Below are 25,447 nucleotides of genomic sequence, written 5' to 3'. Positions count from 1 at the left end.
TTTAGGGGGCTTTCGCTCAGTTCGGCAGCTTGCCTTCCACGCCCTTGACGTAGAACTTGATGCCCCCCAGGAAGGCGTCGTCCGCCTTCTGGTCCTTGGCCAGCACTTCCTTGCCGGCCTGGTCCAGGATGGGACCGGTCCAGGGGTGGAAGCTGCCGTCCTTCAGGCCGGCCTTGATGGTGTCGATCTTGGCCTTGGTCTCGGCCGGCACGTCGTCGGCGATGGAGACCATGTCGATCGCGCCTTCCTTGTGGCCCCACCACACACCGCCGGTGCTCCAGGTGCCTTCCAGCACGTCCTTGGTGGCCTTGATGTAGTACGGGCCCCAGTTGATGACGGCCGAGCCCAGGTGGGCCTTGGGACCGTAGGCGGTCATGTCCGAGTCCCAGCCGAAGGCGCGCTTGCCGGCCTTCTCGGCGGTCTGCAGCACGGCCGACGAGTCGGTGTTCTGGAACAGGATGTCGGCGCCGCCGTTGAGCAGCGAGGTCGCGGCCTCGGTCTCCTTGGGCGGATCGAACCAGCCGTTCACCCAAACCACCTTGGTCTTGATCTTCGGGTTCACCGACTGCGCGCCCAGCGTGAAGCTGTTGATGTTGCGGATCACCTCGGGGATGGGGATGGAGGCCACCACGCCCAGGGTGTTGGTCTTGGTCATGGAGCCCGCGATCACGCCGGCCATGTAGGCGCCCTCATAGGTGCGGCTGTCGTAGGTGCGCATGTTCTCGGCCGTCTTGTAGCCGGTGGCGTGCTCGAACTTCACGTCCTTGAAGTCGGCGGCGACCTTGAGCATGGGCTCCATGTAGCCAAAGGTGGTGCCGAAGATGAGCTTGTTGCCGTTGGACGCCATGTCGCGGATCACGCGCTCGGCGTCGGCGCTCTCGGGCACGCTCTCCACGAAGGTGGTCTTGATCTTGTCGCCGAACTCGGCTTCCAGCGCCTTGCGGCCGTTGTCGTGCGCGAAGGTCCAGCCGCCGTCGCCCACCGGGCCGACGTAGGCGAAAGCGATCTTCAGCGGCTCGGGCGCGGCCGGGGCGGCGGCGGGCGCAGCCGGGGCGGGCGCGGGCGCGGGCGCGGCGGCCTCTTCCTTCTTGCCGCAGCCGATCAGCACGGCGGCGGCCAGCGCGCTCATCGCGGCGACCTTGAACAGGGAACGCTTGTGGAGGTCTGTCATGGGTTTCCTCGGGTGTCGACGGTTGGGTGAATCGGACCGGTGCGGGCGCCGCAGCTCCACCCCGGTGGGGTATTCAAAGTGACACGCAAATTATGACCCCGGGTAGAACGGTTTCCCGATCGACGAGGGCATGTTCACGCGGATCCAGGTCGGGTTGCGCGAAATCAGCACCAGCACCACCACGGTGGCCAGGTAAGGCAGCATGGTCAGGAACTGGCTGGGGATCTGCAGGCCGATGGCCTGCAGGTGGAACTGCAGCATGGTGACACCGCCGAACAGGTAGGCGCCGAGCAGCACGCGCGCGGGTCGCCAGGTGGCGAAGGTGGTCAGCGCGAGGGCGATCCAGCCCTTGCCGGCGATCATGCCCTCCACCCACAGCGGCGTGTACACAGTGGACACGTAGGCGCCCGCCAGGCCGCACAGGGCGCCGCCGGCCATCACCGCCAGCAGGCGGATGCGCCGCACCGGGTAGCCCAGGGCGTGCGCCGACTCGGGGCTTTCGCCGACGCTGCGCAGCACCAGGCCGGCGCGCGTGCGGTACAGGAACCAGATCAGCCCCAGCGCCATGGCCATGCAGGCATAGACCATGGGGTGGTGGCGGAACAGCGCCGCGCCCAGCAGGGGGATGTCCGCCAGGCCGGGGATGGCCCAGCGCACCTGCTCGGGCAGGGTGGCCTGCACGTAGCCCGTGCCCGCGAAGGCCGAGAAACCCGCGCCGAACAGGCTGAGCGCCAGGCCCGTGGCGTACTGGTTGGTGTTGAGCCAGATCACCAGCACGCCGAAGACGGCCGCGAGCAGCGCGCCCGCGCCCATGCCCGCCAGGAAGCCCAGCCAGCTGCTGCCCGTGTGCACCACGGTGGCGAAGCCGGCCAACGCGGCGCAGAGCATCATGCCCTCGGCGCCCAGGTTGACGATGCCGGCCTTCTCGTTGATCAGCAGGCCCAGCGAGGCGATGGCCAGCACGGTGCCCGCGTTCAGCGTGGCGGCGATGAGCAGTGCGTACGATTCCATAGGTATCAGTTGTTGAAGAATGGCCTGCCGCCGGGCCGCCCCAAGGCACGGCCGCTCCCCCTTGGGGGGCAGCGTCCCGCAAAGGGGAGCGTGGGGGTCGTCATTGCTTCCAGCGCACGCGGTACGCGATGAGCGTGTCGCAGGCCAGCAGCGAAAACAGCAGCAGGCCCTGGAACACGCCGGTGATGGACTTGGGCAGGCCCAGGCGCGACTGCGCCAGTTCACCGCCGATGTAGAACATGCTCATGAGCACGGCCGAAAAAACAATGCCCACCGGGTGCAGCCGCCCCACGAAGGCCACGATGATGGCCGCGAAGCCGTAGCCCGCCGGCACGTAGGGCGTGAGCTGGCCGATGGGGCCGGCGACCTCGAAGGCCCCGGCCATGCCCGCCGCGCCACCCGAGGTGAGCAGCGCCACCCACAGCGCCTTGCGCGAGGAAAAGCCCGCGTAGCGCGAGGCCATGGGCGCCAGTCCGCCCACGGTCTGGGCATAGCCCGAGACCGTGCGGAACAGGAACAGCCACACGCCGGCCACGCCCAGCAACGCGAACAGCAGGCCGATGTTCACGCGCGAGCCGTCCATCAGGCGCGGCATCTGCGCCACCCGCTCGAAGGTCTTGGTCTGCGGGAAGTTGTAGCCCGCCGGGTCTTTCCAGGGGCCGTACACCAGGTAGTTGAGCACCTGCACCGCCACGTAGACCAGCATCAGGCTCACCAGGATTTCGTTGGCATTGAAGCGGTCGCGCAGCAGCGCGGTGATGCCGGCCCACAACATGCCGCCCAGCATGCCCGCCAGGATCACGGCCGGCACGATCCACAGCCCGGTGCCCTTGTCCGCGGTGAGCGCCACGCCCCCCGCGAACACCGCGCCGATGATGTACTGCCCCTCGGCGCCGATGTTCCACACGTTGGAGCGGAAGCACACCGCCAGGCCCAGGGCGATGATCAGCAGCGGCGTGGCCTTCACCAGCAGCTCGGAGAGGGCGTAGCCGCTCTTGATGGGTTCCCAGAAGAACACCTGCAGGCCGCGCACCGGGTCCTTGCCCAGCACCTCGAACAGGGCGATGCCGATCAGCACCGTGATGGCCAGCGCCAGCAGCGGCGAGGCGTAACCCCACATCGTCGACGGCTGAGGACGGGCTTCAAGCCGCAGCATGCGCGGTCTCCTTCTGGTTGTTGTCCCGCTCGCGCCCGGTCCACAGGCCCGACATCCATTCGCCGATGCGCTCCACCGTGGCGTCCGCGCGGTCCAGGCTGGGCGACAGGCGCCCCTTGGCGATGACGTGCAGGCGGTCGCTGATCTCGAACAGCTCCTCCAGTTCTTCGCTCACCACCAGCACCGCGCAACCGGCGTCGCGCAGCGCCAGGATCTCGCCGCGGATCTGCGCCGCCGCCCCCACGTCCACGCCCCAGGTGGGCTGGCTGACGATCAGCAGCTTGGGCCTGGCCTCGATCTCGCGCCCGACGATGAATTTCTGCAGGTTGCCGCCCGACAGCGACTTGGCCGCCGCGTCCGGCCCGTTGGCCTTGACCCTGTAGCGCTCGATGATGTCCGCGGCCTGGCGCCGCAGCGCGCCCACGCGGATCCAGCCACCACGGCCCACCGCATCGCGCCGCGACAGCAGCAGGTTCTGCGCCAGCGACAGCGTGGGCACCGCGCCGCGGCCCAGCCGCTCCTCCGGCACGAAATGCAGGCCCAGGGCGCGCCGCCTCGCGGGGCCCAGCGCGGCCACGTCCCGCTCGCCCAGCCGCACGCTGCCGGCCGGGGCGCGCACGTCTTCGCCCGAGAGCGCGCGCAGCAGCTCGCCCTGGCCATTGCCCGACACGCCGGCGATGCCCACCACCTCGCCCGCGCGCACGCTCAGCGCCACGTCCTGCAGCGCGGTGCCGAAGGGGTCGTCGCTGGCCAGGGTGAGCGCGTTGACCCGCAGCACCGGCTCGCCGGCGTGCAGCGGCCGGTGCGTGAGCTCGGGCGGCTCGGCGCCGATCATCAGGCGCGAGAGCGAGGCGTTGCTTTCCTCGCGCGGATCGCACACGCCGGTGACCTTGCCCCCGCGCAGCACCGTGCAGGCGGTGCACAGCTCGCGGATCTCGTGCAGCTTGTGGCTGATGTAGAGGATGCTGCAACCCTCGGCCGCCAGCTGGCGCAGCACCACGAAGAGCTTGTCCACCGCCTGCGGCGTGAGCACCGAGGTGGGCTCGTCCAGGATCAGCAGCTGCGGGTTGGTGAGCAGCGCGCGGATGATCTCCACGCGCTGCATCTCACCCACGGACAGGGTGTGCACCGGGCGCTCGGGGTCCACGTCCAGCCCGTACTCGCCCGCCTTGGCGCGGATGGCCGCGCGCACCTGCGCGAGCGAGAAGGATCGGTCCAGTCCCAGCCAGACGTTCTCGGCCACGGTGATGGTGTCGAACAGGCTGAAGTGCTGGAACACCATGCTGATGCCCAGGGCGCGCGCCTCGCGCGGGTCGCGCACGTGCACGGCCTGGCCATTGAAGCGCACCGCGCCTTCGTCGGGCTTGGCGGCGCCGTAGATGATCTTCATCAGCGTGGACTTGCCGGCGCCGTTTTCGCCCAGCACGGCGTGGATTTCGCCGGGGCGCACGCTCAGCGAGACGCCGTCGTTGGCCACCACGCCGGGGTAGCGCTTGGTGATGCCGCTGAGTTCGAGTCGTAGAGAGGGGAATTCGCTCATGCGGCCTCGGCGCGGGTGGATTCGCTCGCGCGCAGCGAGGCGGCGACGGACTTGACCTGGTCACGCAGCCAGCGCCCCGCCTTGGACGCGTGGGTGCGCTCGTGCCAGAGCTGGTAATACATCATGCGGGGGAAGCTCACGGGCGGGGTCAGGATGGTCACGGGCAACTGCGCCGTGAAACGTTCGCAGTATTGCCGACCGGTGGTAAGCACCAGCAGGCTGCCCGCCACCATGGCCGGGATCAGTCCGAAATGCGGGCAGCGCGCCGTGATGTGCCGCGTCAGGCCAAGGCCGGCCAGGTGCTCGTCGATGACGCCGCGCGCGCCCGGGTGCGTGGGCGTGGGCGCCACGTGCTCGGCGCTGAGCCAGGCCTCGGCGTCCCAGCCACGGCGCACCGCCGGGTGGTGCTTGGCCACCAGGCTCACCACCTCGTCGCCGAACAGGCGGCCCAGGTGCAGGTCCTCGGGTGGGCGCATCCAGTTCCCAATCACCACGTCCACCGTGCCCTGGGCCAGGTGGTTGCGGTAGTCGGCGTCGCTGGACAAGGGGTGGATGTCGATGCTGGCGTTGGGCGCCTGCGCCTTGATCTGGGTGACCAGCTGGGGCAGGAACAGCGGGTCCAGGTAGTCGCTGGCGGCCAGGCTGAAGACGTGGGAGGCGGTGGCCGGGTCGAAGGCGCGGGCGTCGGAGAACAGCACCTCGGCGCTGCGCAGGATGTCGGCGGCCGGCTCGATCATGCGCAGTCCGGCCACCGTGGGCACCATGCCGGCGCCCGAACGCACCAGCAGGGGGTCGCCGGCCAGCTCGCGCAGGCGCTTGAGCGCGGCACTCACCGCCGGCTGGTACATGCCCAGCTTGATGGCCGCCCGCGACACGCTGCGCTCCGTGAGCACGGTGTGCAGCACACGGATCAGGTGCAGGTCGATGCGCTCGAACATGGGGCCGTATTTCATGGCGCAGTCGGGTTCAGTGGCATCGGATGGAAGGCATTGGCGGCATACGCCCAAGCATATGACGTGCCGTGCCGGTATGGGTATGCTGGCCCGCATGAGCGTCGCCCGGCCGCCCGAAGACGCTCGCCTCGTAGCGCCATGCGCGGAGATTGTCAATGTCCGTCCAGAATTCGCCCGCCCAGCCCCTGACCTTCCTGCGCCGCGGCCAGCCCGTCACCCTGCCCGCCGTGCCGCCCGACCGCACCCTGCTGCAGGTCCTGCGCGAGGACCTGCACTGCACCGGCACCAAGGAGGGCTGCGGCGAGGGCGACTGCGGCGCCTGCACCGTGGTGCTGGGCGAAGCGGTGGACGGGCGGCTCCAGCTGCAGGCCGTCAATGCCTGCATCAAGCTGGCGCACTCGGTCCAGGGCCAGGCGGTGTTCACCGTGGAAGACCTGGCCGTCGACGGTCAGGCCCACCCGGTGCAGGAAGCCATGGTGCAGTGCCACGCCAGCCAGTGCGGCTTCTGCACCCCGGGCTTCGTCATGAGCCTGTTCGCCCTGTACGAACACACCGGCGGTGGCCAGGGCGTGGACCACGCCGCCGCCCAGGCCGCGCTGTCGGGCAACCTGTGCCGCTGCACGGGCTACCGGCCCATCCTGGACGCCGCCGCGCGCATGGGCCAGCTGCCCTGCCCGGCCGGCGCCCGCGTCGACGAGGCCGCCGTGCTGCGCGGCCTGCGCACCCTGGGCCAACCCGACCCCGAGGCGCCCTACCAGCGCCCCGCCAGCCTGCAGGCCCTGCTGCAGGCGCGCGCCGCCCACCCCGAGGCGCAGGTGGTGGCCGGCACCACCGACGTCGGCCTGTGGATCACCAAACAACACCAGCGCTACCCCCGACTGCTCGACGTGACCGGCGCCGCCGAGCTGCGCCGCGTGGAGACCTACCCGCACCACATCGCCATCGGCGCCGCCGTGAACCTGACGCAGGCCTACGCCGCGCTGGTGGCCGAGCGGCCCTCGCTCGCCGCCTTCGCCCACCGCTTCGCCGGCCTGCCGGTGCGCAACGCCGGCACCCTGGGCGGCAACGTGGCCAACGGCTCGCCCATCGGCGACAGCATGCCGCTGCTCATCGCCCTGGGCGCCAGCGTCGTGCTGATGCGCTGGGACACGAAGCGGCGCGCCATCGCCCACCGCGAGCTGCGCCTGGAAGACCTGTACACCGGCTACCGCCAGAACGTGATGCGGGCGGACGAACTGCTCTGCTGGATCAAGGTGCCGCGCCCCTCGCCGGATGAGTGCCTGCAGGTCGACAAAGTGAGCAAGCGCTTCGAAGACGACATCTCGGCCGTCTGCCTGGCCGTGAAGCTGCGCATCGACGGCGGCGTGGTGCGCGAAGCCCGCATCGGCGCCGGCGGCGTGGCCGCCACGCCGGTGCGCGCGCCCCAGACCGAGGCGGCGCTCACCGGCCAGCCCTGGAACGAAGACACCGTGATGGCCGCCAGCGCCGTGCTGCGCGACGAGTTCCGCCCCATCAGCGACATGCGCGCCAGCGCCGACTACCGCCGCGCGGTGCTGGGCAACCTGCTGCGCCGCCACTGGTTGGCGCAGCAGGGCCAGCGCGGCCTGCGGCTGGAAACCCTGGACCTGGAGGCCCTGGCATGAACGCCCCCGACACCGCCCTGCTGCAGCGCCAGACCACCAGCGCCGCTGGCGCCTCGCGCTTCCATGAAAGTGCGCGCGCCCAGGTGGCCGGCGCCGCCACCTACATCGACGACATCCCCGAGGTGCGCGGCACCCTGCACGCCGCGCCCGTCTGCTCGCCCGTGGCCCACGGCCGCCTGAGCGGCTTCGACACCGCCGAGGCCCTCGCCCTGCCCGGCGTGCGTGCCTTTGTCGGCGCGGCCGACGTGCCCGGCGACCCCATCCTCGCCGCCTTCGGCCACGACGAGCCCGTGTTCGCGCAAGACTCGGTGCAGTTCCTGGGCCAGGTGATGGGCCTGATCGTGGCCGACGACGCCATGACCGCACGCCGCGCCGCCCGCCTGGTCAAGCCCCGCATCGAGCCCCTGCACCCCGTGCTGAGCGTGCACGAGGCGCACGAGCTCAAAAGCTATGTGCTGCCGCCCGTGCACGTGGCGCGCGGCGACGCCGCCGCCGCGCTGGCGCGCGCGCCGCACACCCTGGACGGCGAATTCGAGGTTGGCGGCCAGGAGCACTTCTACCTGGAAGGCCAGATCGCCTATGCGCTGCCGCTGGAGCAGAACCAGTGGTGGATCCACAGCAGCACCCAGCACCCCGGCGAGGTGCAGCACTGGGTGGCGCACGCCCTGGGTGTCCCCAACCACGCGGTGACGGTGGAGTGCCGGCGCATGGGCGGCGGCTTCGGTGGCAAGGAAACCCAGGCCGGCCACCTGGCCGTGTGGGCCGCGCTGGCCGCGCGCAAGACCGGCCACCCGGTCAAGCTGCGGCTGGACCGCGACGACGACTTCATGGTCACCGGCAAGCGCCACCCCTTCGCCTACCGCTACCGCGTGGGCTTCGACGGCGACGGCCGCCTGAGCGGCCTGCACATCGTCATGCTGGCCAACTGCGGCTTCAGCGCCGACCTCTCGGGCCCGGTCGCCGACCGCGCCATCTTCCACTGCGACAACGCGTACTTCCTGGAAGACGTCGCCATTCACTCCTTCCGCTGCAAGACGAACACGCAGAGCCACACCGCCTTCCGCGGCTTCGGCGGGCCGCAGGGCGTCATCGCCATCGAGCGCATCCTGGGCGACATCGCGCGCCACCTCGGCCTCGACCCGCTACAGGTGCGGCTGCGCAACCTCTACGGCATTGGCGAACGCGACCAGACGCACTACGACATGAAGGTGGAGGACAACATCCTCGAACCGCTCATGACGGCGCTCGCGCGCAGCGCGGACTACGAACGCCGCCGCGCCGCCATCGAGGCCTTCAACGCCCGCAGCCCGGTCATCAAGAAAGGCATCGCGCTCACGCCGGTGAAGTTCGGCATCAGCTTCACCGCCACCCTGTTCAACCAGGCGGGCGCACTGGTGCACGTCTACACCGACGGCAGCGTGATGGTGAACCACGGCGGCACCGAGATGGGCCAGGGCCTGAACACCAAGGTCGCGCAGGTGGTGGCCGATGAGCTGGGCGTGCCCTTCGAGCGCGTCATCGCCACCGCGGCCGACACCAGCAAGGTGCCCAACGCCAGCGCCACCGCCGCCAGCAGCGGCACCGACCTGAACGGCCGCGCCGCGCAGTTCGCCGCGCGCCACGTGCGCGACAACCTCGCGGCTTTCGTGGCCGGCCAGGACGGCTGCGGCGCGGGCGCGGTGCGCTTCCTCGGCGGCGAGGTGATCACCCCCAAGAGCACGCGCCGCTTCGAGGACGTGGTGAACGCGGCCTACGCCAACCGCATCCAGCTCTGGAGCGACGGCTTCTACCGCACGCCCAAGATCCACTACGACAAGCTGACCATGAAGGGGCGGCCCTTCTACTACTTCGCCTACGGCGCGGCCTGCAGCGAAGTCGCCATCGACACCCTCACCGGCGAGAGCCGCGTGCTGGCCGTGGACATCCTGCACGACGTGGGCCACAGCATCAACCCGGCCATCGACATCGGCCAGATCGAGGGCGGCTTCATCCAGGGCATGGGCTGGCTCACCACCGAGCAGCTGGTGTGGAACCACAAGGGCTACCTGCAGACCCACGCCCCCAGCACGTACAAGATCCCCACCGCGGGCGACCTGCCGCCGCGCTGGAACATCGACCTCTGGCCCGAAGCCAACCGCGAGGACAACGTGCACGGCAGCAAGGCCGTGGGCGAACCGCCGTTCATGCTGGCGATCAGCGTCTACGAAGCGCTGCGGGACGCGGTGGCGCAGGCCGGCGGCGACCCCGAGGCGATGAACGCACCGGGGACGGCGGAAGAGGTTCTGAAGGCCCTGGGCGGCTGACGCGGCGGCGCCCTCAGGGGCCGAACAGGCAGCGCGTCGTCGCCATCAGGCGCATCTGCCGGGTGGCGTTGATCGACGGCGTGTGCAAGAGGCGCATGTCCATCAGGTAGACATCGCCCGCGCGCCCGGACATCTCGACGACGTCGACCCCGAGCGCCTGCAGCCGCGCCGCCCGATCCGCCGTTGAACGCAGCGCCTCGCGCAGCGACACCCCGTCGGCGCCGCGCTGCGCCGCCGCCCGATGCGATCCCGCCAGCGCCAGCGTCGCGCCGCCGTGAGGCGCCACATCGTCGATCAGGAAAAACGCCTGGATGCCCGGCAGGCGCCCGGGGGGATCGGCCACCACATCCACGTGCCAGTTCAGGCCGTCCAGGCGCCAGGCCCCTTGCTGCGGCGGCGACAACAAGAGCTGAAGCGGCTGCGGCACAGGCGCAGCACGCCCGGACAGCTGGCCGATGCACGCCATCAGGGCTGGCGTCACCAGCGCCCCGTGCGCCCCGGGCACCTTCACCAGGGACGACAGCTTGCCGATCTGCTGAAACACCGGCAGCCCCTGCACCGCGCGCGGCAGGCCCTTGCCGCCGGTGAGGCGCCGGAGCTCGTCGAGCACGCGCTGCCGCACGGGCGCCACGCCCCGGGCGTGAAAGCCGTCCAGTCGCACGATGCCCCTGTCGTTGAAACTGTGGACCTGGTCGGGCGTCATCGATCGCCGACACTAACGGATGACCCGCCCCTCCCGCAAGCGACCCGACAGACATGAAACCCTTCCTCCCCGACTGGGCCCACCCCTGGATCGAAGCCATCACCATCGCCCTGCAGATCGTCGTGATCGTCCTCGTCGCGATGCTGCTGCGCTCCCTGCTGCACCGCTTCATCACCCGGCTGGCCGCCGAGAAGAACCTGCCGCTGGACTTCACCGTGGGCAGCAAGCGCCTGGTCACGCTGCTGCTGAGCGGCGCCGCCCTGCTGTGGATCCTCGATCGCCTGGGCGTGTCGGCCGGCGTCATCTGGGCCGGCTTCACGGGCTTCGTCACCGTCGGCGCCATCGCCTTCTTCGCGGCCTGGAGCGTGCTCTCCAACATCTTCTGTTCGGTGCTGATCTTCACCACGCGGCCGTTCGGCCTGCACGACCACATCGAGCTGCTGGAAGGCGGCGACAAGCCCGGCCTGGCCGGCGAGGTGCTGGACATCAACCTCGTCTACACCACCCTGAAGGAAGACCCTGTGGACGGCAAGGAGCCCACGCACCTGCGCATTCCCAACAGCCTGTTCTTCCAGCGCACCACGCGCCTGCGCAAAAGCCAGCAGCCGGTGCTCGGATCGTTGCTGGACTGAGCCGCCAGCCGGCCGCTTCGTAAAGCCCGTTACCGATCTGTTTCCACTCCCGCGCGCCAGAAACCGGTGGTTACAGGCGCCCCTGGCCAGCGCCGCAGACTCGCGGCCAAAGGAGTGAGCCACATGGACACATCAATGATCAAGGGCATCGCCATCGGCGGACTCGCCATGGTGGTGCTGGGCGCCGGTGCCGTCGGCGGCTACCAGACCCTCGCCAGACCCAAGCTGGCCGAGGTGGTGTCGGTCAAGGAAGTGATGACCACCGTCAACACGCCACGCGAGGTGTGCGAGAACGTGGCCGTGCAGCGCCAGGCGCCTGTGAAAGACGAACACCGCATCGCCGGCACCGTGGTGGGCGGTCTGGCCGGTGGCCTGCTGGGCAGCACCATCGGCAAGGGCTCCGGCAAGACCGTGGCCACCGTGGCCGGCGCCGCCGCCGGGGGCTACGCGGGCAATCAGGTGCAAAAGCGCATGCAGCAAAACGACACGGTGACGACCACCGAACGCCGCTGCCGAACGGTGAACGACAAGTCGCAGAAGCTCTCCGGCTACGACGTGACCTACCGCCTCGACGGCCAGGACGCCACGGTGCGCACCTCGTTCAAGCCCGGCGCCACGCTGCCGGTGAAGGACGGCAAGGTGGACACCACGCCACCGGCCGCCGCGCGTTCCTGACCGGCCCCACCCGCGCTTGCGCGGGTGTTCAACGCATCGAGTGCAGGCCGATCAGGTTGCCCTCGGTGTCGCTCACCAGGGCGATGAAGCCGTACTCGCCGATGGACATCTTGTCCTTGAAGACCGAGCCGCCGTGGGCCTTGGCGCGCGCCGCCTCGACGGCGCAGTCGTCGCAGACGAAGTACACCAGCGTGCTGTTGCCGCCGGAAGGCATGCCCGCCATCTTCACCAGCGCGCCGGGCGTGCCGTAGCCGTCCCTCACGGACGGAAAAGCCCACATATCCAGGGGTTCGCCGGGGGCGGGGTTGCCCAGCGGTTCCAGCGCGCCCTGAAACACCGCCTCGTAGAAGGCCTTGGCGCGCGGCATGTCCTGCACATAGATCTCGAACCAGCCCACGGGGTTGTTCTTCATGCGGGTCTCCTTGCAATCGATCGGTGGAAGGGCTTTCACTATGCCCACACCGGGCCCCGGCGTACACTCCCCTCTGCTCCGGGGTGCCCCGGCCTGTGAAGGCCCGGCGCTGAGATGGCTGAAAGGCCGAACCCGTGAACTTGATCCGGCTAGTACCGGCGAAAGAAGAGCGCAGCCGAGATGAGCGGCATGCCAGCCCACCGCCCCATGGCGGCACGGGTGCCCGGCATGAACTCCCGCCCGGCGGTCCTCCGGAGCACACAGCCCCCGTTGCTCGCCACCAGGAGACCGCCCCATGAACGCCCCCGACAAGTTCGCCCCCCTGCTCACGCTCACGCGCGAGCCCTTCCCCGCCTCCACCAAGGTCTTCGTGCCCGGCGCGCAGGCCGGCGTGCAGGTGCCCATGCGCGAGATCGCGCTCACCAACGGCGAGCGCGTGACGGTCTACGACACCTCGGGCCCCTACACCGACCCGACGGTGAGCATCGACGTGAGGAAGGGCCTGGCCCCCGTGCGCGCGGCCTGGATCGAGGCCCGCGGCGACACCGAGGCCTACAGCGGGCGCGAGCGCCAGGCGCTGGACGACGGCGTGAAGCACGAGGTACCGGATGCGCACGCGGCCGAGCGCATCGCCGCCCTGCGCAGCGAGGCCGCCGCGCTGCAGCGCACGCCGCGCCGCGCCAAGGCCGGCGCCAACGTCACCCAGATGCACTACGCGCGCCAAGGCATCGTCACCCCCGAGATGGAGTACATCGCCATCCGCGAGAACGGCAAGCGCGACTGGATGCGCGAGTACCTCGGCGACCCCGAGCGCGAGGCGCGCCTGCGCGGCAACCCCATGGGCGCGCGCATCCCCGAGATCATCACGCCCGAGTTCGTGCGCGAAGAGGTGGCGCGCGGGCGCGCCATCATCCCGGCCAACATCAACCACCCCGAGCTCGAGCCGATGATCATCGGCCGCAACTTCGGCGTGAAGATCAACGCCAACATCGGCAACTCGGCCGTTACCTCCAGCATCGAGGAAGAGGTGGAGAAGCTCGTGTGGTCCATCCGCTGGGGCGGCGACACGGTGATGGACCTCTCGACCGGCAAGAACATCCACACCACGCGCGATTGGATCGTGCGCAACTCGCCCGTGCCCATCGGCACCGTGCCCATCTACCAGGCGCTGGAGAAGGTGGGCGGCGTGGCCGAGGACCTCAGCTGGGAGATCTTCCGCGACACCCTGATCGAGCAGGCCGAGCAGGGCATCGACTACTTCACCATCCACGCGGGCGTGCGCCTGCCCTTTATCCACCTCACGACCAAGCGGCGCACCGGCATCGTCTCGCGCGGCGGCTCCATCCTGGCCAAGTGGTGCATCACCCACCACAAGGAGAACTTCCTCTACACGCACTTCGAGGAAATCTGCGAAATCATGAAGGCCTACGACGTGAGCTTCTCGCTCGGCGACGGCCTGCGCCCTGGCAGCGGCGCCGACGCCAACGACGAGGCCCAGTTCGCTGAGCTGCGCACGCTGGGCGAGCTCACGCAGATCGCCTGGAAGCACGACGTGCAGACCATGATCGAAGGCCCCGGCCACGTGCCCATGCACCTGATCCAGGCCAACATGGACGAGCAGCTCAAGCACTGCCACGAGGCGCCCTTCTACACCCTGGGCCCGCTGACCATCGACATCGCGCCGGGCTACGACCACATCGCCTCGGCCATCGGCGCGGCCATGATCGGCTGGATGGGCACGGCCATGCTGTGCTACGTCACGCCCAAGGAGCACCTGGGCCTGCCCGACCGCGACGACGTGAAGCAGGGGATCATTGCCTACAAGATCGCCGCGCACGCGGCCGACATCGCCAAGGGCCACCCCGGCGCGCGCGCGCGCGACGACGCCATGAGCAAGGCGCGCTTCGAGTTCCGCTGGCGCGACCAGTTCGCGCTCGGCCTGGACCCGGACACCGCCGAGGCCTACCACGACGAAACCCTGCCCAAGGACTCGTCGAAGGAGGCGCACTTCTGTTCCATGTGCGGCCCCAAGTTCTGCTCGATGAAGATCACGCAGGACGTGCGCGACTACGCCGAGCAGAAAGGCCTGGCCGAGGCCGAGGCGTTGCAGCAGGGCATGGCCGAGAAGTCGGCCCAGTTCAAGGCCGCGGGCGGCGAGTTCTACGTGCCGCTCGACACGCTGAAGAAGGGCTGAGCATGGCGCGCATCGCGATCGCGGGCGCCGGGGTACTGGGCCGCCTGCTGGCCTGGCGGCTGGCGAGCGAAGGCCATTCGGTGAGCGTGTTCGACCCGGCCGACGGCCCCCAGCCGCCCACGCCGGGCCAGGTGGCGGCGGTGAACCCGCGGCCGCACGCGGCGGGCTTCACCGCCGCCGGCATGCTGAGCCCCTTGGCCGAACTCGACGGCGCCGAGCCCGCGGTGGCGCGCCTGGGCTGGCGCTCGCTGCCGCTGTGGCAGGCCATCGGCCGGCAGCTGGCCGAGGGCGGGGCGCCCGGGCTGGTGCGCACCGAGGGCAGCCTGCTGCTTGCGCACGGCAGCGACCGGGGCAACGCGCAGCGCACGCTGGCGCGCCTGAACGGCGTGCCCGAAGCGCCCGCGCCCCAGCCCCTGGACGCCGCCGCGCTGCGCGCGCTGGAGCCCGCGCTGGCCAGCGGCCTGCTGGCCTGGCTGCTGCCCGGCGAAGGCCAGCTGCTGCCGCGCGAGACCCTGCTGGCCCTGGCCGAGCAGGCCGGCGGCGTGCAATGGCACTGGAACACCCTGGTCGACACCGTGGACGCGGGCCGCCTGCGCCTGATCGGCGGCGACACCGCCGCGGCCGATCTCGCCATCGACACGCGTGGCCTGGGTGCGCGGCCCGAGGTGCCGCTGCGCGGTGTGCGCGGCGAGGTGCTGTGGCTGCACGCCCCCGGCGTGCGCCTGCGGCGGCCCGTGCGCCTGCTGCACCCGCGCCACCGCGTCTACCTGGTGCCGCGCCCGGGCGACCGGATCGTGGTGGGCGCCAGCGAGATCGAGAGCGAGGACCGCTCGCCCGTCAGCCTGCGCAGCGCCGTCGAGCTGATGTCGGCCGCCCACAGCGTGCTGCCCGAGCTCGCCGAGGCCCGCATCGACCACCTGGAAACCAACCTGCGCCCCGCGCGCGCCGACCACCTGCCCAGCATCGAGCACAGGCCCGGGCTGCTGCGCATCAACGGCCTGTTCCGCCACGGCTGGATGGTCGCGCCCGCGGTGGTGCAAGACGCCCTTGCCGCCGCGGGCTTGGCGAGCGAGGGACAATCCCCGCCATGACAGCCCCCCTTCCCACCGTGCGCCTGAACGGTCGCGAACTGCCCTGCCCGCCCGGCACCACTCTGCACAGCCTCCTGGAGCGCGAAGGCCTGCGCCCCGAACGCGTGGCCACCGCGCTCAACGCGCGCTTTGTGCCGCGCGCCGCGCGCGCCGACACCCCCCTGCAGGCTGGCGACGAGGTGAGCACCTTCGAAGCCATCGTCGGAGGCTGAGCGTGGACCTTCAGACGACACCCCTCATGGACCCTGCGCCCTGGGCCGCCTATGGCGAAACCCTTGCCACGCGACTGATGCTGGGCACCGCCGGCTACCCCTCGCCCACCGTGCTCCAGCAGGCCCTGCAGGCCAGCGGCGCGTCCGTCGTCACGCTGGGCCTGCGCCGCATGGCGGCCGCCGGTGGCGCCGAGGGCAACGCCTTCCTGGCCGAGCTGCTGCCGCCGCTGCGCGCGCGCGGCGTGCGCCTGCTGCCCAACACCGCCGGCTGCCGCAGCGCGCGCGAGGCCGTGGCCCTGGCGCACATGGCGCGCGAGTTGCTCGACACGCACTGGATCAAGCTGGAGGTGGTGGGCGACGAGCACACCCTGCAGCCCGATCCCTGGGGCACGGTCGAGGCCGCCGCCGAACTCGTGAAGGCCGGCTTCGCGGTCTTTCCGTACTGCACCGATGACCTCGTCACCTGCCAGCGCCTGCTGGACGCCGGCTGCGAGGTGCTGATGCCCTGGGGCGCGCCGATCGGCTCGGGCCAGGGTCTGCTCAACCCCTGGGCCTTGCGCACGCTGCGCGCGCGCCTGCCGGGCGTGCCCTTGGTGGTGGACGCCGGCATCGGCGCGCCCTCGCATGCGGCGCAGGCGCTGGAGCTGGGCTTCGACGCCGTGCTGCTGAACTCCGCCGTGGCGCACGCGCGCGAGCCCGTGGCCATGGCGCGCGCCTTCGGCGACGCGGTGCGCGCGGGCCGCCTGGCCTTCGAGGCCGGCGTCATGGCGCCGCAGGACATGGCCGTGGCGAGCACGCCCGTGAGCGGGCGGCCCATGCTGATCGGCTGAGCACCGCCCCCGATCGGCGACACTCCCGCGACCATGCAATCCCCCGCTCCCACCGAATCGCCCAGCGACGCGACCACCGACGCCGTACTGCGCCTCACCGCCCACGAGGCGGCCGCGCGCCTGGGCCTGCCCGCCGGCCGCCTGTCCGTTCCCGAACTCGCCCGCGCGCTGCGCGACCAGGGCGCCAGCGACGTGGTGATCACCGGCGACCCGCACGACTGGCTGGACACCCTGAACGCGCAGGGCTGGCTGACGCGCCCGCGCTCGGGCCCCACGGACCACGCCCTGCGCTTCAGCGCCGCGCTGGCGCAAGGCTGGGTCGCCGCCGACGCGGCCGTGCTCGCGCGCCTGCCCGAGCGCGCCAGCTCGCTCGATCTGCCGGTGCTCTCCGTCGACGAGACCCCGGCGCGCTGGACGGCGCCGCTCTCGCACGTGCCCGCGCTGGGCGTTTACGCCATCGTGGACAGCGCCGAGCGCGTGCGCGCCTGCGCCGAGGCCGGCGCCGGCCTGATCCAGCTGCGGATCAAGGCGCGGCGCGACGACCCCGCGCTGGTGCCCGAACTGCGCGCCGCGCTGGACGCCGCGCGCGGCGCCGGCCGCGCCGCCCTGGTGGTGAACGACCACTGGCGCCTGGCGCTGTCGCTGAATGCGCCCGCCCTGCACCTGGGGCAGGAAGACTGGCTGGCGTTGCGGCACACCGAGCGCACCACCATCGCCACCGCTCAGGCGCGCGGCCTGCAGCTGGGCATGAGCTCGCACAGCCTGTGGGAGCTGTGCCGCGCGCGCGGCGCCGGGGCCGACCTGATCGCCTGCGGCCCGGTCTGGCCCACGCTCACCAAGGACATGCCCTGGCACGCGCAGGGCCTGGACAACCTGGCCTGGTGGGTGCGCATGGCCGGACGGCCGGTGATCGCCATCGGCGGCATCCTGGACCCCGACCAGCTCGAACAATGCGCCACCACCGGCGCGGCCACGGTGTGCGTGGTGCGCGGCCTGGGCGAGGACCCGCGTGCCACGCTGCCGCGCTGGCAGCGCGCTTGGGAAGCGGGACACGCCGCGCCGCGCCGCCCCGCCCCGGCGTGGCCACATCCCACGCTGTCGCCCGAGTGCGCGTGAACGACGACGACCTGCCCCCGCTGACCCCCACACCGCCCGGCCTGTACCGCCACTACAAAGGCGGCTGGTACGAGGTGATCGACACCGTGCGCTGCAGCGAGACGCTGCAGCCGCTGGTGCTGTACCGCGCGCTCTACGGCGCGGGCCTGAAAGGCGGGGGCCTGTGGGTGCGGCCTTCGGCCATGTTCAATGAGACCGCTGTCTTCGAGGGCCGGGAGCAGAAGCGCTTCCGCCGCGTCCGCGCGGCCGAGCTCATGCCCGCCGACCGGGCCAGCGCGCAGGCGCTGATCGCGCACCTGCGCGGCCGCGCGCAGCGCCAGGGCGTCGACCTGGACAGCGCCCTGCGCGCCCCGCCGCCCGAGCCCGGCACCTGCTGCGGCCGCGGCTGCCACGGCTGCGTGTGGGAGGGCTACTACCACGCCGTGCGCTACTGGGCCGACGACGCGCTGGAACGGCTGGGCTGAGGCCGCCGGCCGCGTCAGAACAATTCCCGCTGCGCCGACAGCGCCGCCGGCTGGAAGCGCGACAGGTCCATGGCCTCGCGCTCGGTGGCGTAGCCCAGCCGCGCGCAGGCCTTGTGGAAGCGCTGGCGCAGCAGCTCGGCCCAGGGGCCGCTGCCCTTCATGCGGGTGGCGAAATCGCTGTCGTAGTCGCGACCGCCGCGCATGTCCTGGATGCGCGCCATCACCCGCCCCGCGCGCTGCGGGCAGTGCTGCAGCAGCCACTGGCGGAAGATGGGCGCCAGCTCCCAGGGCAGGCGGATCACCTGGTAGAAGGCGCGCCGCGCGCCGGCCTCGCGCGCGGCCTCCAGCACCTGCTCCATGTCTTCGTTCAGGAAGGGAATCTGCGGCGACACGCTCACGCCCACGGGGATGCCGGCCTCGGCCAGGGTGCGGATGGTGCGCAGTCGCCGGTGCGGCGCGGCGGCGCGCGGCTCCAGCGCGCGCGCCAGCTTGGGGTCCAGCGTGGTGATGGTGACGTAGACCGCCGCCAGGCCCTGCTCGGCCAGCGGCGCGAGCAGGTCGATGTCGCGCTCCACCCCGCTGCCCTTGGTGACGATGCCCACCGGGTGGCGCGCGCGGGCCAGCACGTCCAGCGTGGCGCGCGTCAAGCGCAGCTCGCGTTCGATGGGCTGGTAGGCGTCGGTCACGGTGCCCAGGGCCACCATGCTGGGCTCGTAGGACGGGCGCTGCAGCTCGCGCACCAGCACCTCGGCGAAACCACGCTTGGCGATGAGGCGGGTCTCGAAATCCAGCCCCGGCGAGAGGTTGAGGTAGCTGTGGCTGGGCCGCGCGTAGCAGTACACGCAGCCGTGCTCGCAGCCCCGGTAGGGGTTGAGGCCGTGCACGAAGCCGATGTCGGGCGAGGCGTTGGTGGTGATCGCGCTGCGGGCGTCCTCCCAGCTCACGCTGGTGGCGGGCGCGGCGTGTTCTTCGGCCTGCGCGGCGTCGAGCGTGCTCCAGCCGTCGTCGAAAGCGGCGCGCGCGGCGGACTCGAAACGGTGGGGCTGTCGGAAGGACACGCCTCGCCCTTTGAGGGCCGCCACGGGGATGTGGACCTCGGTCATGAGGGCCTCCAAAATACTGTACAAAACCACAGTATATGAAGCACCCAGCCGGTGCGCACGGCCGCCCGTCGTCGCCGCCAGGGCCACGAACCGGCCCGGTTCCCCGCGCGCCCCCCACTTGTGTGACTTATGCCCGTCGCCCAATGTGGGGGCACGCATCGGCCCCTCCTTATACTGACCAGGGTAAGCCAAAAGACGTCCAGCCCTCGCGCTGAGATCGCCCGTTCTTCCAGATTTCAAGAGGGACCCCGGTTGAGCCAATCGAACATCGGCGGCTTTCGCCTGGCCGGCGTGAGCACCTGCCTGCCGCCGACGGTGGTGGACAACCTCGACCCGGCCCTGGGCTTCGCCCCCGAGGACGTGCGCAAGGTGGTGGCCATGGCCGGCGTGCGCGAGCGCCGCGTGGTCACGCCCGGCCTCACCTCGGCCGATCTGTGTTTTCGCGCCGCCACGCGGCTGATGGAGCGCCTGGGCTGGGCGCCCGACACCGTGAGCGCGCTGATCTTCGTCACCCAGACGCCCGACCACTTCCTGCCCTCCACCAGTTGCCTGTTGCAGCAGCGGCTGGGCCTGCCCGACAGCTGCGCCGCCTTCGACGTCGGTCTGGGCTGCTCGGGCTACCCCTATGGCCTGTACCTGGCGGCCGCCATGCTGCGCGGCGGCGGCCACCGGCGCGTGCTCATGCTGCACGGCGAAACGCCCAGCCGCTTCGTCAGCCCCGAGGACCAGGCCACCGTGCTGCTGTTCAGCGACGCCGGCTCGGCCACCGCGCTGGAACTCGACGACGACCCGGCCGCTGGCGGCCAGTTCGTGCTGCACACCGACGGCAGCGGCGCCGAAGGCCTGATCCTGCGCGGCGGCGCCTTCCGCGACCGCGAGCCGGCCGACCCGCGCCACCGCTTCCTGGAAATGGACGGCGCGGCCATCTTCAACTTCACCATCAAGCGCGTGCCCGCGCTGATCGCCGACACCCTGACCTTCGCCGGCAAGGCGGTGGCCGACGTCGACGCCTTCGTCTTCCACCAGTCCAACCGCTTCATCATGAAACACCTGATGAAGAAGAGCGGCCTGCCGGACGAGCGCGTGCCGATGTCGATCGAGGACAGCGGCAACTGCGGCGGCCCGTCGGTGGCGGTGGCGCTCACGCGCCGGATCGCGCCGCCGCCGCCCGGGCAGCACCGGCTGTGGATGCTGCTGGGCTACGGCGTGGGCCTGTCCTGGGGCGCCGCCCTGGTGCGGGCCGATCACCGCACCCTGCTGCTGCACGACGACGGCGAAGGCCTGTGATCCACCCCAACCGCTCCGCATGACGCCCAGCACCCGCCCCACCATCACCCAGACCGAGGCCCTGGCCATGCTGGCCGAGTGCTTCAACGTGCCGCCCGAGAGCCTGCACCCGGACGTGGAACGCGAGTCCATCGAAGACTGGGACTCCATGGGCGCGCTGATGCTGATCGCCGAACTCGACGAGCGCTTCGGCATCGAGCTCACGGCCGAGGTTTCGCGCGAGATGACGCGCATCGGCCACGTGCTGGACTTCCTGCGCGAGCAGGGAGCGCTGCGTGCGGGCGACTGAACCGAGCCGCCCCGTGGCGCCGGCACCGGCGCCGCGCGTGCCGGCGCACGACAAGCTCGGCCGCCTGGTGGCGCGCAGCCTGGGCCTGGACGAAGCCGCGCTGCGCGAGGGCTTGCGCCCGGCCACGCTGGACGACCTGCCCGAGCTCATCGCCCTGCGCCGCGAGCACCTGCTGCCCGGCCACGAATGGGACGACGACGCCTACCTGCGCTGGCGCTACCGCCTCGGGCGCGAGGGTGCGGGCTTCGGCGAGCTGTGGTGCCTGCACGCCCACGGCCGGGTCCTGGCCACCATCGGCGTGGAAGACCTGCCCATCGAACTGGACGGCCAGGCACTCGCCGGCGCACAGGTGATGGACCTGCTGGTGCGGCCGCAGGCGCAGGAGTCGGGCCTGGGCATCTGGCTCAACCAGGCCATGCTCGCGCGCCACGGCTTCACGCTCGCGGTGGGCGCCAACCAGAACTCGGCCGGCATCGTGCGCCGCCTCTTCGAGCCGCTGCCGCCGCGCCTGACCTTCACCCACCCGCTGGACCTGCAGCCCTTCGTTCAGCGCCGCTGGCCCGCGCTGGCCGCCACGCCACTGGCCATGCGCCTGGCCAACGCCGGCCTGGCCCTGCGGCGCCTGGCGCTGCGCCGCCACCGCCCGCGCGGCTTCACGCTGGAGAACACCCCGCGGCTCGACCCCGCGCTCAGCGCGCCGGTGGCGCGCGGGGCCGCCGGCGTGCACCTGCGCCACGGCGGCGCCTACCTGCAGCGCCGCCTGCTCGACAACCCGCGCCGGCCCCTGAGCCTGCGCGTGGCGCGGCGCGGCGACGCCGTGGCCGGCCTCATCGCCTGGTCGATGGAGACCGACGACCGCGGCCGGCCCGAGCTGCACCTGGTCGATTGGCACCACGACGGCGACGACACCCTGCTGGTGCTGCTGCACGAGGCCATCCGCGAGGCCGCCGCGCAGCGCTGCACCTGCGTGCGCCTGCTGCTGCAGGACGAGGCCTCGCGGCGCGTGGCCGCGCGCGCCGGCTTCCTGCCGTCCCAGGACGACGGGGGCCGCCCCTGCGGCGTGCAGTCGCGCGATCCCGAACTGGCCGCCCGGCTGGCCCGCGCGCCCTGGCGCCTGACCGACCTGCGCGACGACGCCGATGGCTTCTAGGAAGCCTGAGCGCCCCTTGCCGAGCGAGGTCTGAGCATGTGCGGCATCGCCGGTCTCTTCAGCCCCCGCCAGCCGCCCCGGCGCGAGGAACTCGCCGCCATGGCGCGCGCCCTGCACCACCGCGGCCCCGACGGCCAGGGCGTGTGGCACGACGGGCCGATCGGTCTGGCGCACGCGCGCCTGGCCATCATCGATCTTGACGGCGGCGCCCAGCCCATGGCCAGCGCGGACGGCCGGGTGCAACTGGTCTTCAACGGCGAAATCTTCAACTACATCGAACTGCGCGCCGAGCTGCGCGCCTTGGGCCGGCACTTCCGCACCGACTCCGACACCGAGGTGCTGCTGCAGGCCTACCAGGCCTGGGGCGATGGCTTCCTGTCGCGCCTGAACGGCCAGTTCGCCCTCGGCCTGTGGGACGCGGCGCGCCAGCGCCTGCTGCTGGCGCGCGACGGCGTGGGCATCCGCCCGCTGTTCTGGACACGGATGGGCGAACGCCTGGCCTTCGCCTCCGAGGCCAAGGCCCTGTTCGCCCTGCCCGCCGTGCCGCGCGCGCTCGACCCGGCCGGCCTGGCCGCCAGCCTGGGCTGGTGGGCGCCACTGGCGCCGCACACGGCATTCGAAGGCATCCACTGCCTGCCGCCGGGCCACCGCCTGGTGGTGGACGCGGCCGGTGAGCGCCTCAGCCGCTGGTGGGACTGGGACTTCCCCGACAGCGACCCCTTCGCCCCCGTGGACGAGGACGCGCTGGCCGACCAGCTGCACGCCCTGCTGGTGGACGCCGTGCGACTGCAGCTGCGCGCCGACGTGCCCGTGGGCGCCTACCTCAGCGGCGGGCTGGACTCGTCCATCCTCACCACCATCATCCGCCGCCACACCGACACGCCGCTGCGTTGCTTCTCGCTCACCTTCGACGAGGCCGAGTACGACGAGAGCGAGCACCAGCGCCTGATGGTGCGCCACCTGGACACGCGGCACAGCGCCATCGGCTGCGGCCGGGCGGACATCGCCGCCGCTTTCGCGCGCAGCGTGTGGCACGCCGAGACCCCGCTGGTGCGCACCGCCCCCGCCCCCATGCTGCGCCTGGCCGACAGCGTGCGCGCGGCCGGCTACAAGGTGGTGCTCACCGGCGAAGGCGCGGACGAGGTGTTCGGCGGCTACGACCTGTTCAAGGAAGCCAAGATCCGCCGCTTCGTTGCGCGACTGCCCGGCTCGGCGCGGCGCGCGCGCGCGGTGGAGCGGCTCTACCCCTGGATGGCGCGCTCGCCCGGCGGCGCCAACAACGTCCTCGCGCAGCGCTTCTTCACCGACAGCCGCGTGCCCGACGGCGACCCCGGCTTCGCCCACCAAACGCGCCTGGCCAGCACGCGCCGCGCCTGGGCCTTCTTCACGCCCGAGTGGCAGCACAGGCTCGCCGCGCACGAGCCCGCCGCGCAATGGCGCGCGCGCGTGCCCGAGGCCTTCGCCCGCTGGCAGCCGCTGGCGCGCGACCAGTACACCGAGGCGCACACGCTCATGAGCGGCTACCTGCTGGCCGCGCAGGGCGACCGCATGGCCATGGCGGCGTCCATCGAAGGCCGCTACCCCTTCCTGGACCCGCGCGTGATCGCCTTCGCCGCCGCCCTGCCGCCGCGCCTGAAAATGCGCGGCCTGCGCGAGAAGCTGCTGCTGCGCCAGGCCTTCGCGCGCGAGCTGCCACCCGCCATCGGCCAACGCACCAAGCAGCCCTACCGCTCGCCCGACAGCGCCAGCTTCTTCGACAACGGCCAGCCCCTGCCCTGGGTGCGCGAGCTGCTGAGCGAGGACAGCCTGCGCGAGGCCGGGCTGTTCGACGCCCCCGCCGTCGCGCGGCTCAGCGCCAAGTGCGCGGCCGGCCGCGCCATCGGCTTCGCCGACAACATGGCCTTCGTGGGTGTGCTGTCCACCCAACTGCTGCACCGGCAGTTCGTGCGCGCCGAGGCACCGGCGATGGAGCCGTCATGAGCATGGGCCCGTTTGTGCACAGCGCCTTCGAGGCGCGCGGCCGCGAACAGCCGGGCAAGACCGCCGTGGTGGTGGGCGAGCGGCGCCTGAGCTACGGCGAACTCGCGGCCATGGCCCAGGGCATCGCCGAGGCCTTGCAGATGGAGGGCGTGCGGCGCGGTGATCGCGTGGTGCTGCTGCTGGACAGCGGCGCCGAGTACGTGGCCGCCCTGCACGCGGTGTGGCGCCTGGGCGCGGTGGCGGTGCCGCTGGGCCCGCAGACCAAGGCGGCCAAGCTCGCCCACGTGCTGGCCGACACCGGCGCGCGCGCCCTGCTCACGCAGGCCACGCTGGCCACCGTGTGGACCGCCGCGCTCGCGCAGGCGCCCGGCACGCTGGTGTGGGCCCATGGCCCGGTACCCGCGGCCACGGCCACCCAGCCCTGGCCCCGGCCCGCCCCCATCCCCGCGCCCCTCGCCGGCCCCACCAGCCCTGGCGAGCTGGCCACCCTGATCTACACCTCCGGCACCACCGGGCAGCCCAAGGGCGTGATGCTCAGCCACGCCAACATGCTCGCGGCCTGGCGCGCGGTGCAAACCTACCTGCAGCTGCGGCCCGACGACGTCATCGGCCTGGCGCTGCCGCCCAGCTTCAGCTACGGCCTGTACCACGTGGTGATGGGACTGGGGCTGGGCGCCACGCTGGTGCTGGAAAACAGCGCCGCCTTTCCCGCCAGGCTGCTGCAGCGCCTCGCGGCCGAGCGCGTGAGCGTTTTCCCTGGCGTGCCCATGCTGTGGGCCAGCCTGCTGGCGCTGGACCTGGGCGCGCACGACCTGTCCGCCCTGCGCCTCATCACCAACGCCGCCGCCGCCCTGCCGGCCGCGCACACCGCGCAGCTGCGCCAGCGCCTGCCCCGGGCGCGCCTGCTGCTCATGTATGGGCTGACCGAGTGCATGCGCGCGAGCTACCTGCCGCACGACGAGGTGGACATCCGTCCCGACAGCGTGGGCCGCGGCCTGCCCTTCCAGGCCCACTGGCTGATCGACGAGCATGGCCAGCGCCTGCCCAACGGCGGCCTCGGCGCCACCGGCGAGCTGGTGGTGAGCGGCCCGCACGTGAGCCCCGGCTACTGGAACGCGCCGCCCGGCCAGACCGGCCGCATCACCCCGGGCCCACGCCCCGGCGAACACACCCTGCACACCGGCGACGTCTTCCGCTGCGACGCGCACGGCTGGCTCTACTGCGTGGGCCGCACCGACGACATGTTCAAGTCGCGCGGCGAGAAGGTCTACCCGCTGGAAGTGGAGCACGCCATCTGCGAGCTGCCCGGCGTGCTGGAGGCCGCCGTCGCCCCCATGCCCGACGAACGCCTGGGCCTGGCCGTGAAGGCCCACGTGCGGCTGCAACCCGGCGCCACGCTGAGCGAGCGCGAGGTCATCCGCCACTGCCAGGCCCGCCTGGAGAGCTGGATGGCGCCCAAGGCCGTGGCCTTCGTCGACCAGCTGCCCCAGACCGAGTCCGGCAAGCTGCGCCGGCGCGACCTGGCCTGAGCC

General features: G+C 71.8%; 23 protein-coding genes, 1 pseudogene and 1 riboswitch. Of the genes and pseudogenes, 16 read left to right on the top strand and 8 right to left on the bottom strand.

Features of this window, described 5'->3' with window-relative positions:
* Window positions 1-16 precede the first annotated feature (16 nt).
* The 5 genes from JNX00_RS05850 to JNX00_RS05830 form a co-directional block, all read right to left on the bottom strand.
* On the bottom strand, window positions 17-1,171 hold the full coding sequence (locus JNX00_RS05850; RefSeq protein WP_204744368.1) for a BMP family ABC transporter substrate-binding protein: 1,155 nt from the start codon (window positions 1,169-1,171) through the stop codon (window positions 17-19).
* A gap of 90 nt (window positions 1,172-1,261) precedes the next feature.
* Complete coding sequence (locus tag JNX00_RS05845; RefSeq protein WP_204744367.1) at window positions 1,262-2,182, bottom strand: ABC transporter permease; 921 nt, start codon at window positions 2,180-2,182, stop codon at window positions 1,262-1,264.
* A 100-nt stretch (window positions 2,183-2,282) separates the two neighbouring features.
* On the bottom strand, window positions 2,283-3,338 hold the full coding sequence (locus tag JNX00_RS05840; protein ID WP_204744366.1) for an ABC transporter permease: 1,056 nt from the start codon (window positions 3,336-3,338) through the stop codon (window positions 2,283-2,285).
* The gene (locus JNX00_RS05835) at window positions 3,325-4,878 is read right to left on the bottom strand and encodes an ABC transporter ATP-binding protein (RefSeq protein WP_204744365.1); all 1,554 of its coding nucleotides are present in this window, start codon (window positions 4,876-4,878) and stop codon (window positions 3,325-3,327) included. Before JNX00_RS05835 ends, JNX00_RS05840 begins: the two co-directional genes overlap by 14 nt.
* Window positions 4,875-5,831, bottom strand: a complete 957-nt coding sequence (locus JNX00_RS05830; RefSeq protein WP_070398976.1) for a LysR family transcriptional regulator — start codon at window positions 5,829-5,831, stop codon at window positions 4,875-4,877. Before JNX00_RS05830 ends, JNX00_RS05835 begins: the two co-directional genes overlap by 4 nt.
* Window positions 5,832-5,986: 155 nt before the next feature.
* Between JNX00_RS05830 and xdhA the strand changes: the two genes are divergently transcribed.
* Both xdhA and xdhB read left to right on the top strand, forming a co-directional pair.
* Window positions 5,987-7,474, top strand: a complete 1,488-nt coding sequence (xdhA, locus tag JNX00_RS05825; protein WP_204744364.1) for a xanthine dehydrogenase small subunit — start codon at window positions 5,987-5,989, stop codon at window positions 7,472-7,474.
* Window positions 7,471-9,777, top strand: coding sequence for a xanthine dehydrogenase molybdopterin binding subunit (gene xdhB, locus JNX00_RS05820; protein ID WP_204744363.1), 2,307 nt, complete (start codon window positions 7,471-7,473; stop codon window positions 9,775-9,777). The genes xdhA and xdhB overlap by 4 nt, the downstream gene beginning before the upstream one ends.
* A 13-nt stretch (window positions 9,778-9,790) precedes the next feature.
* Here xdhB and JNX00_RS05815 read toward each other — a convergent pair whose 3' ends face one another.
* Entirely contained in the window at window positions 9,791-10,480 is a 690-nt protein-coding gene (locus tag JNX00_RS05815) for a phytanoyl-CoA dioxygenase family protein (RefSeq protein ID WP_204744362.1), read from the bottom strand.
* Window positions 10,481-10,533: 53 nt separating this feature from the next.
* On the opposite strand from JNX00_RS05815, the gene JNX00_RS05810 reads away from it, so the two are divergent.
* A complete protein-coding gene (locus JNX00_RS05810) occupies window positions 10,534-11,112 on the top strand; it encodes a mechanosensitive ion channel family protein (RefSeq protein WP_070398980.1) in 579 nt (192 codons plus the stop codon).
* 123 nt (window positions 11,113-11,235) lie between these two features.
* A complete protein-coding gene (locus tag JNX00_RS05805; protein ID WP_070398981.1) occupies window positions 11,236-11,787 on the top strand; it encodes a glycine zipper 2TM domain-containing protein in 552 nt (183 codons plus the stop codon).
* A gap of 28 nt (window positions 11,788-11,815) precedes the next feature.
* On the opposite strand, the gene JNX00_RS05800 is transcribed toward JNX00_RS05805, so the two are convergent.
* Complete coding sequence (locus tag JNX00_RS05800) at window positions 11,816-12,199, bottom strand: VOC family protein (protein ID WP_204744361.1); 384 nt, start codon at window positions 12,197-12,199, stop codon at window positions 11,816-11,818.
* A gap of 69 nt (window positions 12,200-12,268) precedes the next feature.
* Window positions 12,269-12,383, top strand: a riboswitch (TPP riboswitch).
* Between the two features lie 111 nt (window positions 12,384-12,494).
* Here JNX00_RS05800 and thiC point away from each other — a divergent pair.
* The 7 genes and pseudogenes from thiC (at window position 12,495) to JNX00_RS22330 (ending at window position 18,106) form a co-directional block, all read left to right on the top strand.
* Complete coding sequence (thiC, locus tag JNX00_RS05795; protein ID WP_070398983.1) at window positions 12,495-14,393, top strand: phosphomethylpyrimidine synthase ThiC; 1,899 nt, start codon at window positions 12,495-12,497, stop codon at window positions 14,391-14,393.
* A gap of 2 nt (window positions 14,394-14,395) precedes the next feature.
* Window positions 14,396-15,484: an FAD-dependent oxidoreductase gene (locus tag JNX00_RS05790; protein ID WP_204744360.1), complete on the top strand. Its 1,089-nt coding sequence runs from the start codon at window positions 14,396-14,398 to the stop codon at window positions 15,482-15,484.
* Complete coding sequence (gene thiS, locus JNX00_RS05785; protein WP_070398985.1) at window positions 15,481-15,696, top strand: sulfur carrier protein ThiS; 216 nt, start codon at window positions 15,481-15,483, stop codon at window positions 15,694-15,696. The genes JNX00_RS05790 and thiS overlap by 4 nt, the downstream gene beginning before the upstream one ends.
* Before the next feature lie 26 nt (window positions 15,697-15,722).
* Window positions 15,723-16,526, top strand: a complete 804-nt coding sequence (locus JNX00_RS05780) for a thiazole synthase (RefSeq protein WP_204744359.1) — start codon at window positions 15,723-15,725, stop codon at window positions 16,524-16,526.
* A 33-nt stretch (window positions 16,527-16,559) separates the two neighbouring features.
* Complete coding sequence (locus JNX00_RS05775; protein WP_204744358.1) at window positions 16,560-17,642, top strand: thiamine phosphate synthase; 1,083 nt, start codon at window positions 16,560-16,562, stop codon at window positions 17,640-17,642.
* Window positions 17,639-17,878: pseudogene (locus tag JNX00_RS22335) on the top strand (DUF1653 domain-containing protein); the annotation flags it as partial. The gene JNX00_RS05775 and the pseudogene JNX00_RS22335, both read left to right, overlap by 4 nt.
* Window positions 17,879-17,896: 18 nt before the next feature.
* Window positions 17,897-18,106 carry an oxidoreductase-like domain-containing protein gene (locus JNX00_RS22330; RefSeq protein ID WP_239478321.1) on the top strand — a complete coding sequence of 70 codons (210 nt, stop codon included), beginning with the start codon at window positions 17,897-17,899 and terminating at the stop codon, window positions 18,104-18,106.
* 14 nt (window positions 18,107-18,120) lie between these two features.
* Here the strand turns inward: JNX00_RS22330 and JNX00_RS05765 are convergent, their stop codons facing one another.
* Window positions 18,121-19,209, bottom strand: a complete 1,089-nt coding sequence (locus tag JNX00_RS05765) for a PA0069 family radical SAM protein (protein ID WP_204744357.1) — start codon at window positions 19,207-19,209, stop codon at window positions 18,121-18,123.
* 252 nt (window positions 19,210-19,461) lie between these two features.
* Here JNX00_RS05765 and JNX00_RS05760 point away from each other — a divergent pair, with 252 nt between their 5' ends.
* From JNX00_RS05760 to JNX00_RS05740, 5 genes are read left to right on the top strand one after another with little or no spacing between them, the layout of a single operon-like run.
* Window positions 19,462-20,496, top strand: a complete 1,035-nt coding sequence (locus JNX00_RS05760; protein WP_204744356.1) for a ketoacyl-ACP synthase III — start codon at window positions 19,462-19,464, stop codon at window positions 20,494-20,496.
* Window positions 20,497-20,515: 19 nt separating this feature from the next.
* Entirely contained in the window at window positions 20,516-20,785 is a 270-nt protein-coding gene (locus tag JNX00_RS05755) for an acyl carrier protein (RefSeq protein WP_070398991.1), read from the top strand.
* A gap of 13 nt (window positions 20,786-20,798) precedes the next feature.
* The gene (locus JNX00_RS05750; protein WP_204744355.1) at window positions 20,799-21,935 is read left to right on the top strand and encodes a hypothetical protein; all 1,137 of its coding nucleotides are present in this window, start codon (window positions 20,799-20,801) and stop codon (window positions 21,933-21,935) included.
* 36 nt (window positions 21,936-21,971) lie between these two features.
* Window positions 21,972-23,915 (top strand): asparagine synthase (glutamine-hydrolyzing), encoded by a 1,944-nt coding sequence (asnB, locus tag JNX00_RS05745; protein ID WP_204744354.1) that lies wholly within the window; start codon window positions 21,972-21,974, stop codon window positions 23,913-23,915.
* Entirely contained in the window at window positions 23,912-25,444 is a 1,533-nt protein-coding gene (locus JNX00_RS05740; RefSeq protein WP_239478263.1) for a class I adenylate-forming enzyme family protein, read from the top strand. The genes asnB and JNX00_RS05740 overlap by 4 nt, the downstream gene beginning before the upstream one ends.
* Window positions 25,445-25,447 lie beyond the last annotated feature (3 nt).

Origin of the sequence: Hydrogenophaga sp. YM1, from assembly GCF_016903055.1 — a bacterium.
GTDB classification, from domain to species: Bacteria; Pseudomonadota; Gammaproteobacteria; order Burkholderiales; family Burkholderiaceae_C; genus Hydrogenophaga; species Hydrogenophaga borbori.
The sequence above is the reverse complement of the archived record's forward strand: the minus strand, read 5'-3'. Positions and strand labels throughout refer to the sequence as shown.

Excerpts from the sequence above, each read along its gene's own strand:
- JNX00_RS05800 (WP_204744361.1), bottom strand. The coding sequence starts at position 12,199 with ATGAAGAACAACCCCGTGGGCTGGTTCGAGATCTATGTGCAGGACATG.
- thiC (WP_070398983.1), top strand. The coding sequence starts at position 12,495 with ATGAACGCCCCCGACAAGTTCGCCCCCCTGCTCACGCTCACGCGCGAG.
- JNX00_RS05845 (WP_204744367.1), bottom strand. The coding sequence starts at position 2,182 with ATGGAATCGTACGCACTGCTCATCGCCGCCACGCTGAACGCGGGCACC.
- JNX00_RS05840 (WP_204744366.1), bottom strand. The coding sequence starts at position 3,338 with ATGCTGCGGCTTGAAGCCCGTCCTCAGCCGTCGACGATGTGGGGTTAC.
- JNX00_RS05765 (WP_204744357.1), bottom strand. The coding sequence starts at position 19,209 with ATGACCGAGGTCCACATCCCCGTGGCGGCCCTCAAAGGGCGAGGCGTG.
- JNX00_RS05815 (WP_204744362.1), bottom strand. The coding sequence starts at position 10,480 with ATGACGCCCGACCAGGTCCACAGTTTCAACGACAGGGGCATCGTGCGA.
- JNX00_RS05780 (WP_204744359.1), top strand. The coding sequence starts at position 15,723 with ATGGACCCTGCGCCCTGGGCCGCCTATGGCGAAACCCTTGCCACGCGA.
- JNX00_RS05740 (WP_239478263.1), top strand. The coding sequence starts at position 23,912 with ATGAGCATGGGCCCGTTTGTGCACAGCGCCTTCGAGGCGCGCGGCCGC.
- JNX00_RS05830 (WP_070398976.1), bottom strand. The coding sequence starts at position 5,831 with ATGAAATACGGCCCCATGTTCGAGCGCATCGACCTGCACCTGATCCGT.
- JNX00_RS22330 (WP_239478321.1), top strand. The coding sequence starts at position 17,897 with ATGCCCGCCGACCGGGCCAGCGCGCAGGCGCTGATCGCGCACCTGCGC.
- thiS (WP_070398985.1), top strand. The coding sequence starts at position 15,481 with ATGACAGCCCCCCTTCCCACCGTGCGCCTGAACGGTCGCGAACTGCCC.
- JNX00_RS05850 (WP_204744368.1), bottom strand. The coding sequence starts at position 1,171 with ATGACAGACCTCCACAAGCGTTCCCTGTTCAAGGTCGCCGCGATGAGC.
- JNX00_RS05790 (WP_204744360.1), top strand. The coding sequence starts at position 14,396 with ATGGCGCGCATCGCGATCGCGGGCGCCGGGGTACTGGGCCGCCTGCTG.
- JNX00_RS05775 (WP_204744358.1), top strand. The coding sequence starts at position 16,560 with ATGCAATCCCCCGCTCCCACCGAATCGCCCAGCGACGCGACCACCGAC.
- xdhB (WP_204744363.1), top strand. The coding sequence starts at position 7,471 with ATGAACGCCCCCGACACCGCCCTGCTGCAGCGCCAGACCACCAGCGCC.
- JNX00_RS05810 (WP_070398980.1), top strand. The coding sequence starts at position 10,534 with ATGAAACCCTTCCTCCCCGACTGGGCCCACCCCTGGATCGAAGCCATC.
- xdhA (WP_204744364.1), top strand. The coding sequence starts at position 5,987 with ATGTCCGTCCAGAATTCGCCCGCCCAGCCCCTGACCTTCCTGCGCCGC.
- JNX00_RS05755 (WP_070398991.1), top strand. The coding sequence starts at position 20,516 with ATGACGCCCAGCACCCGCCCCACCATCACCCAGACCGAGGCCCTGGCC.
- asnB (WP_204744354.1), top strand. The coding sequence starts at position 21,972 with ATGTGCGGCATCGCCGGTCTCTTCAGCCCCCGCCAGCCGCCCCGGCGC.
- JNX00_RS05835 (WP_204744365.1), bottom strand. The coding sequence starts at position 4,878 with ATGAGCGAATTCCCCTCTCTACGACTCGAACTCAGCGGCATCACCAAG.
- JNX00_RS05805 (WP_070398981.1), top strand. The coding sequence starts at position 11,236 with ATGGACACATCAATGATCAAGGGCATCGCCATCGGCGGACTCGCCATG.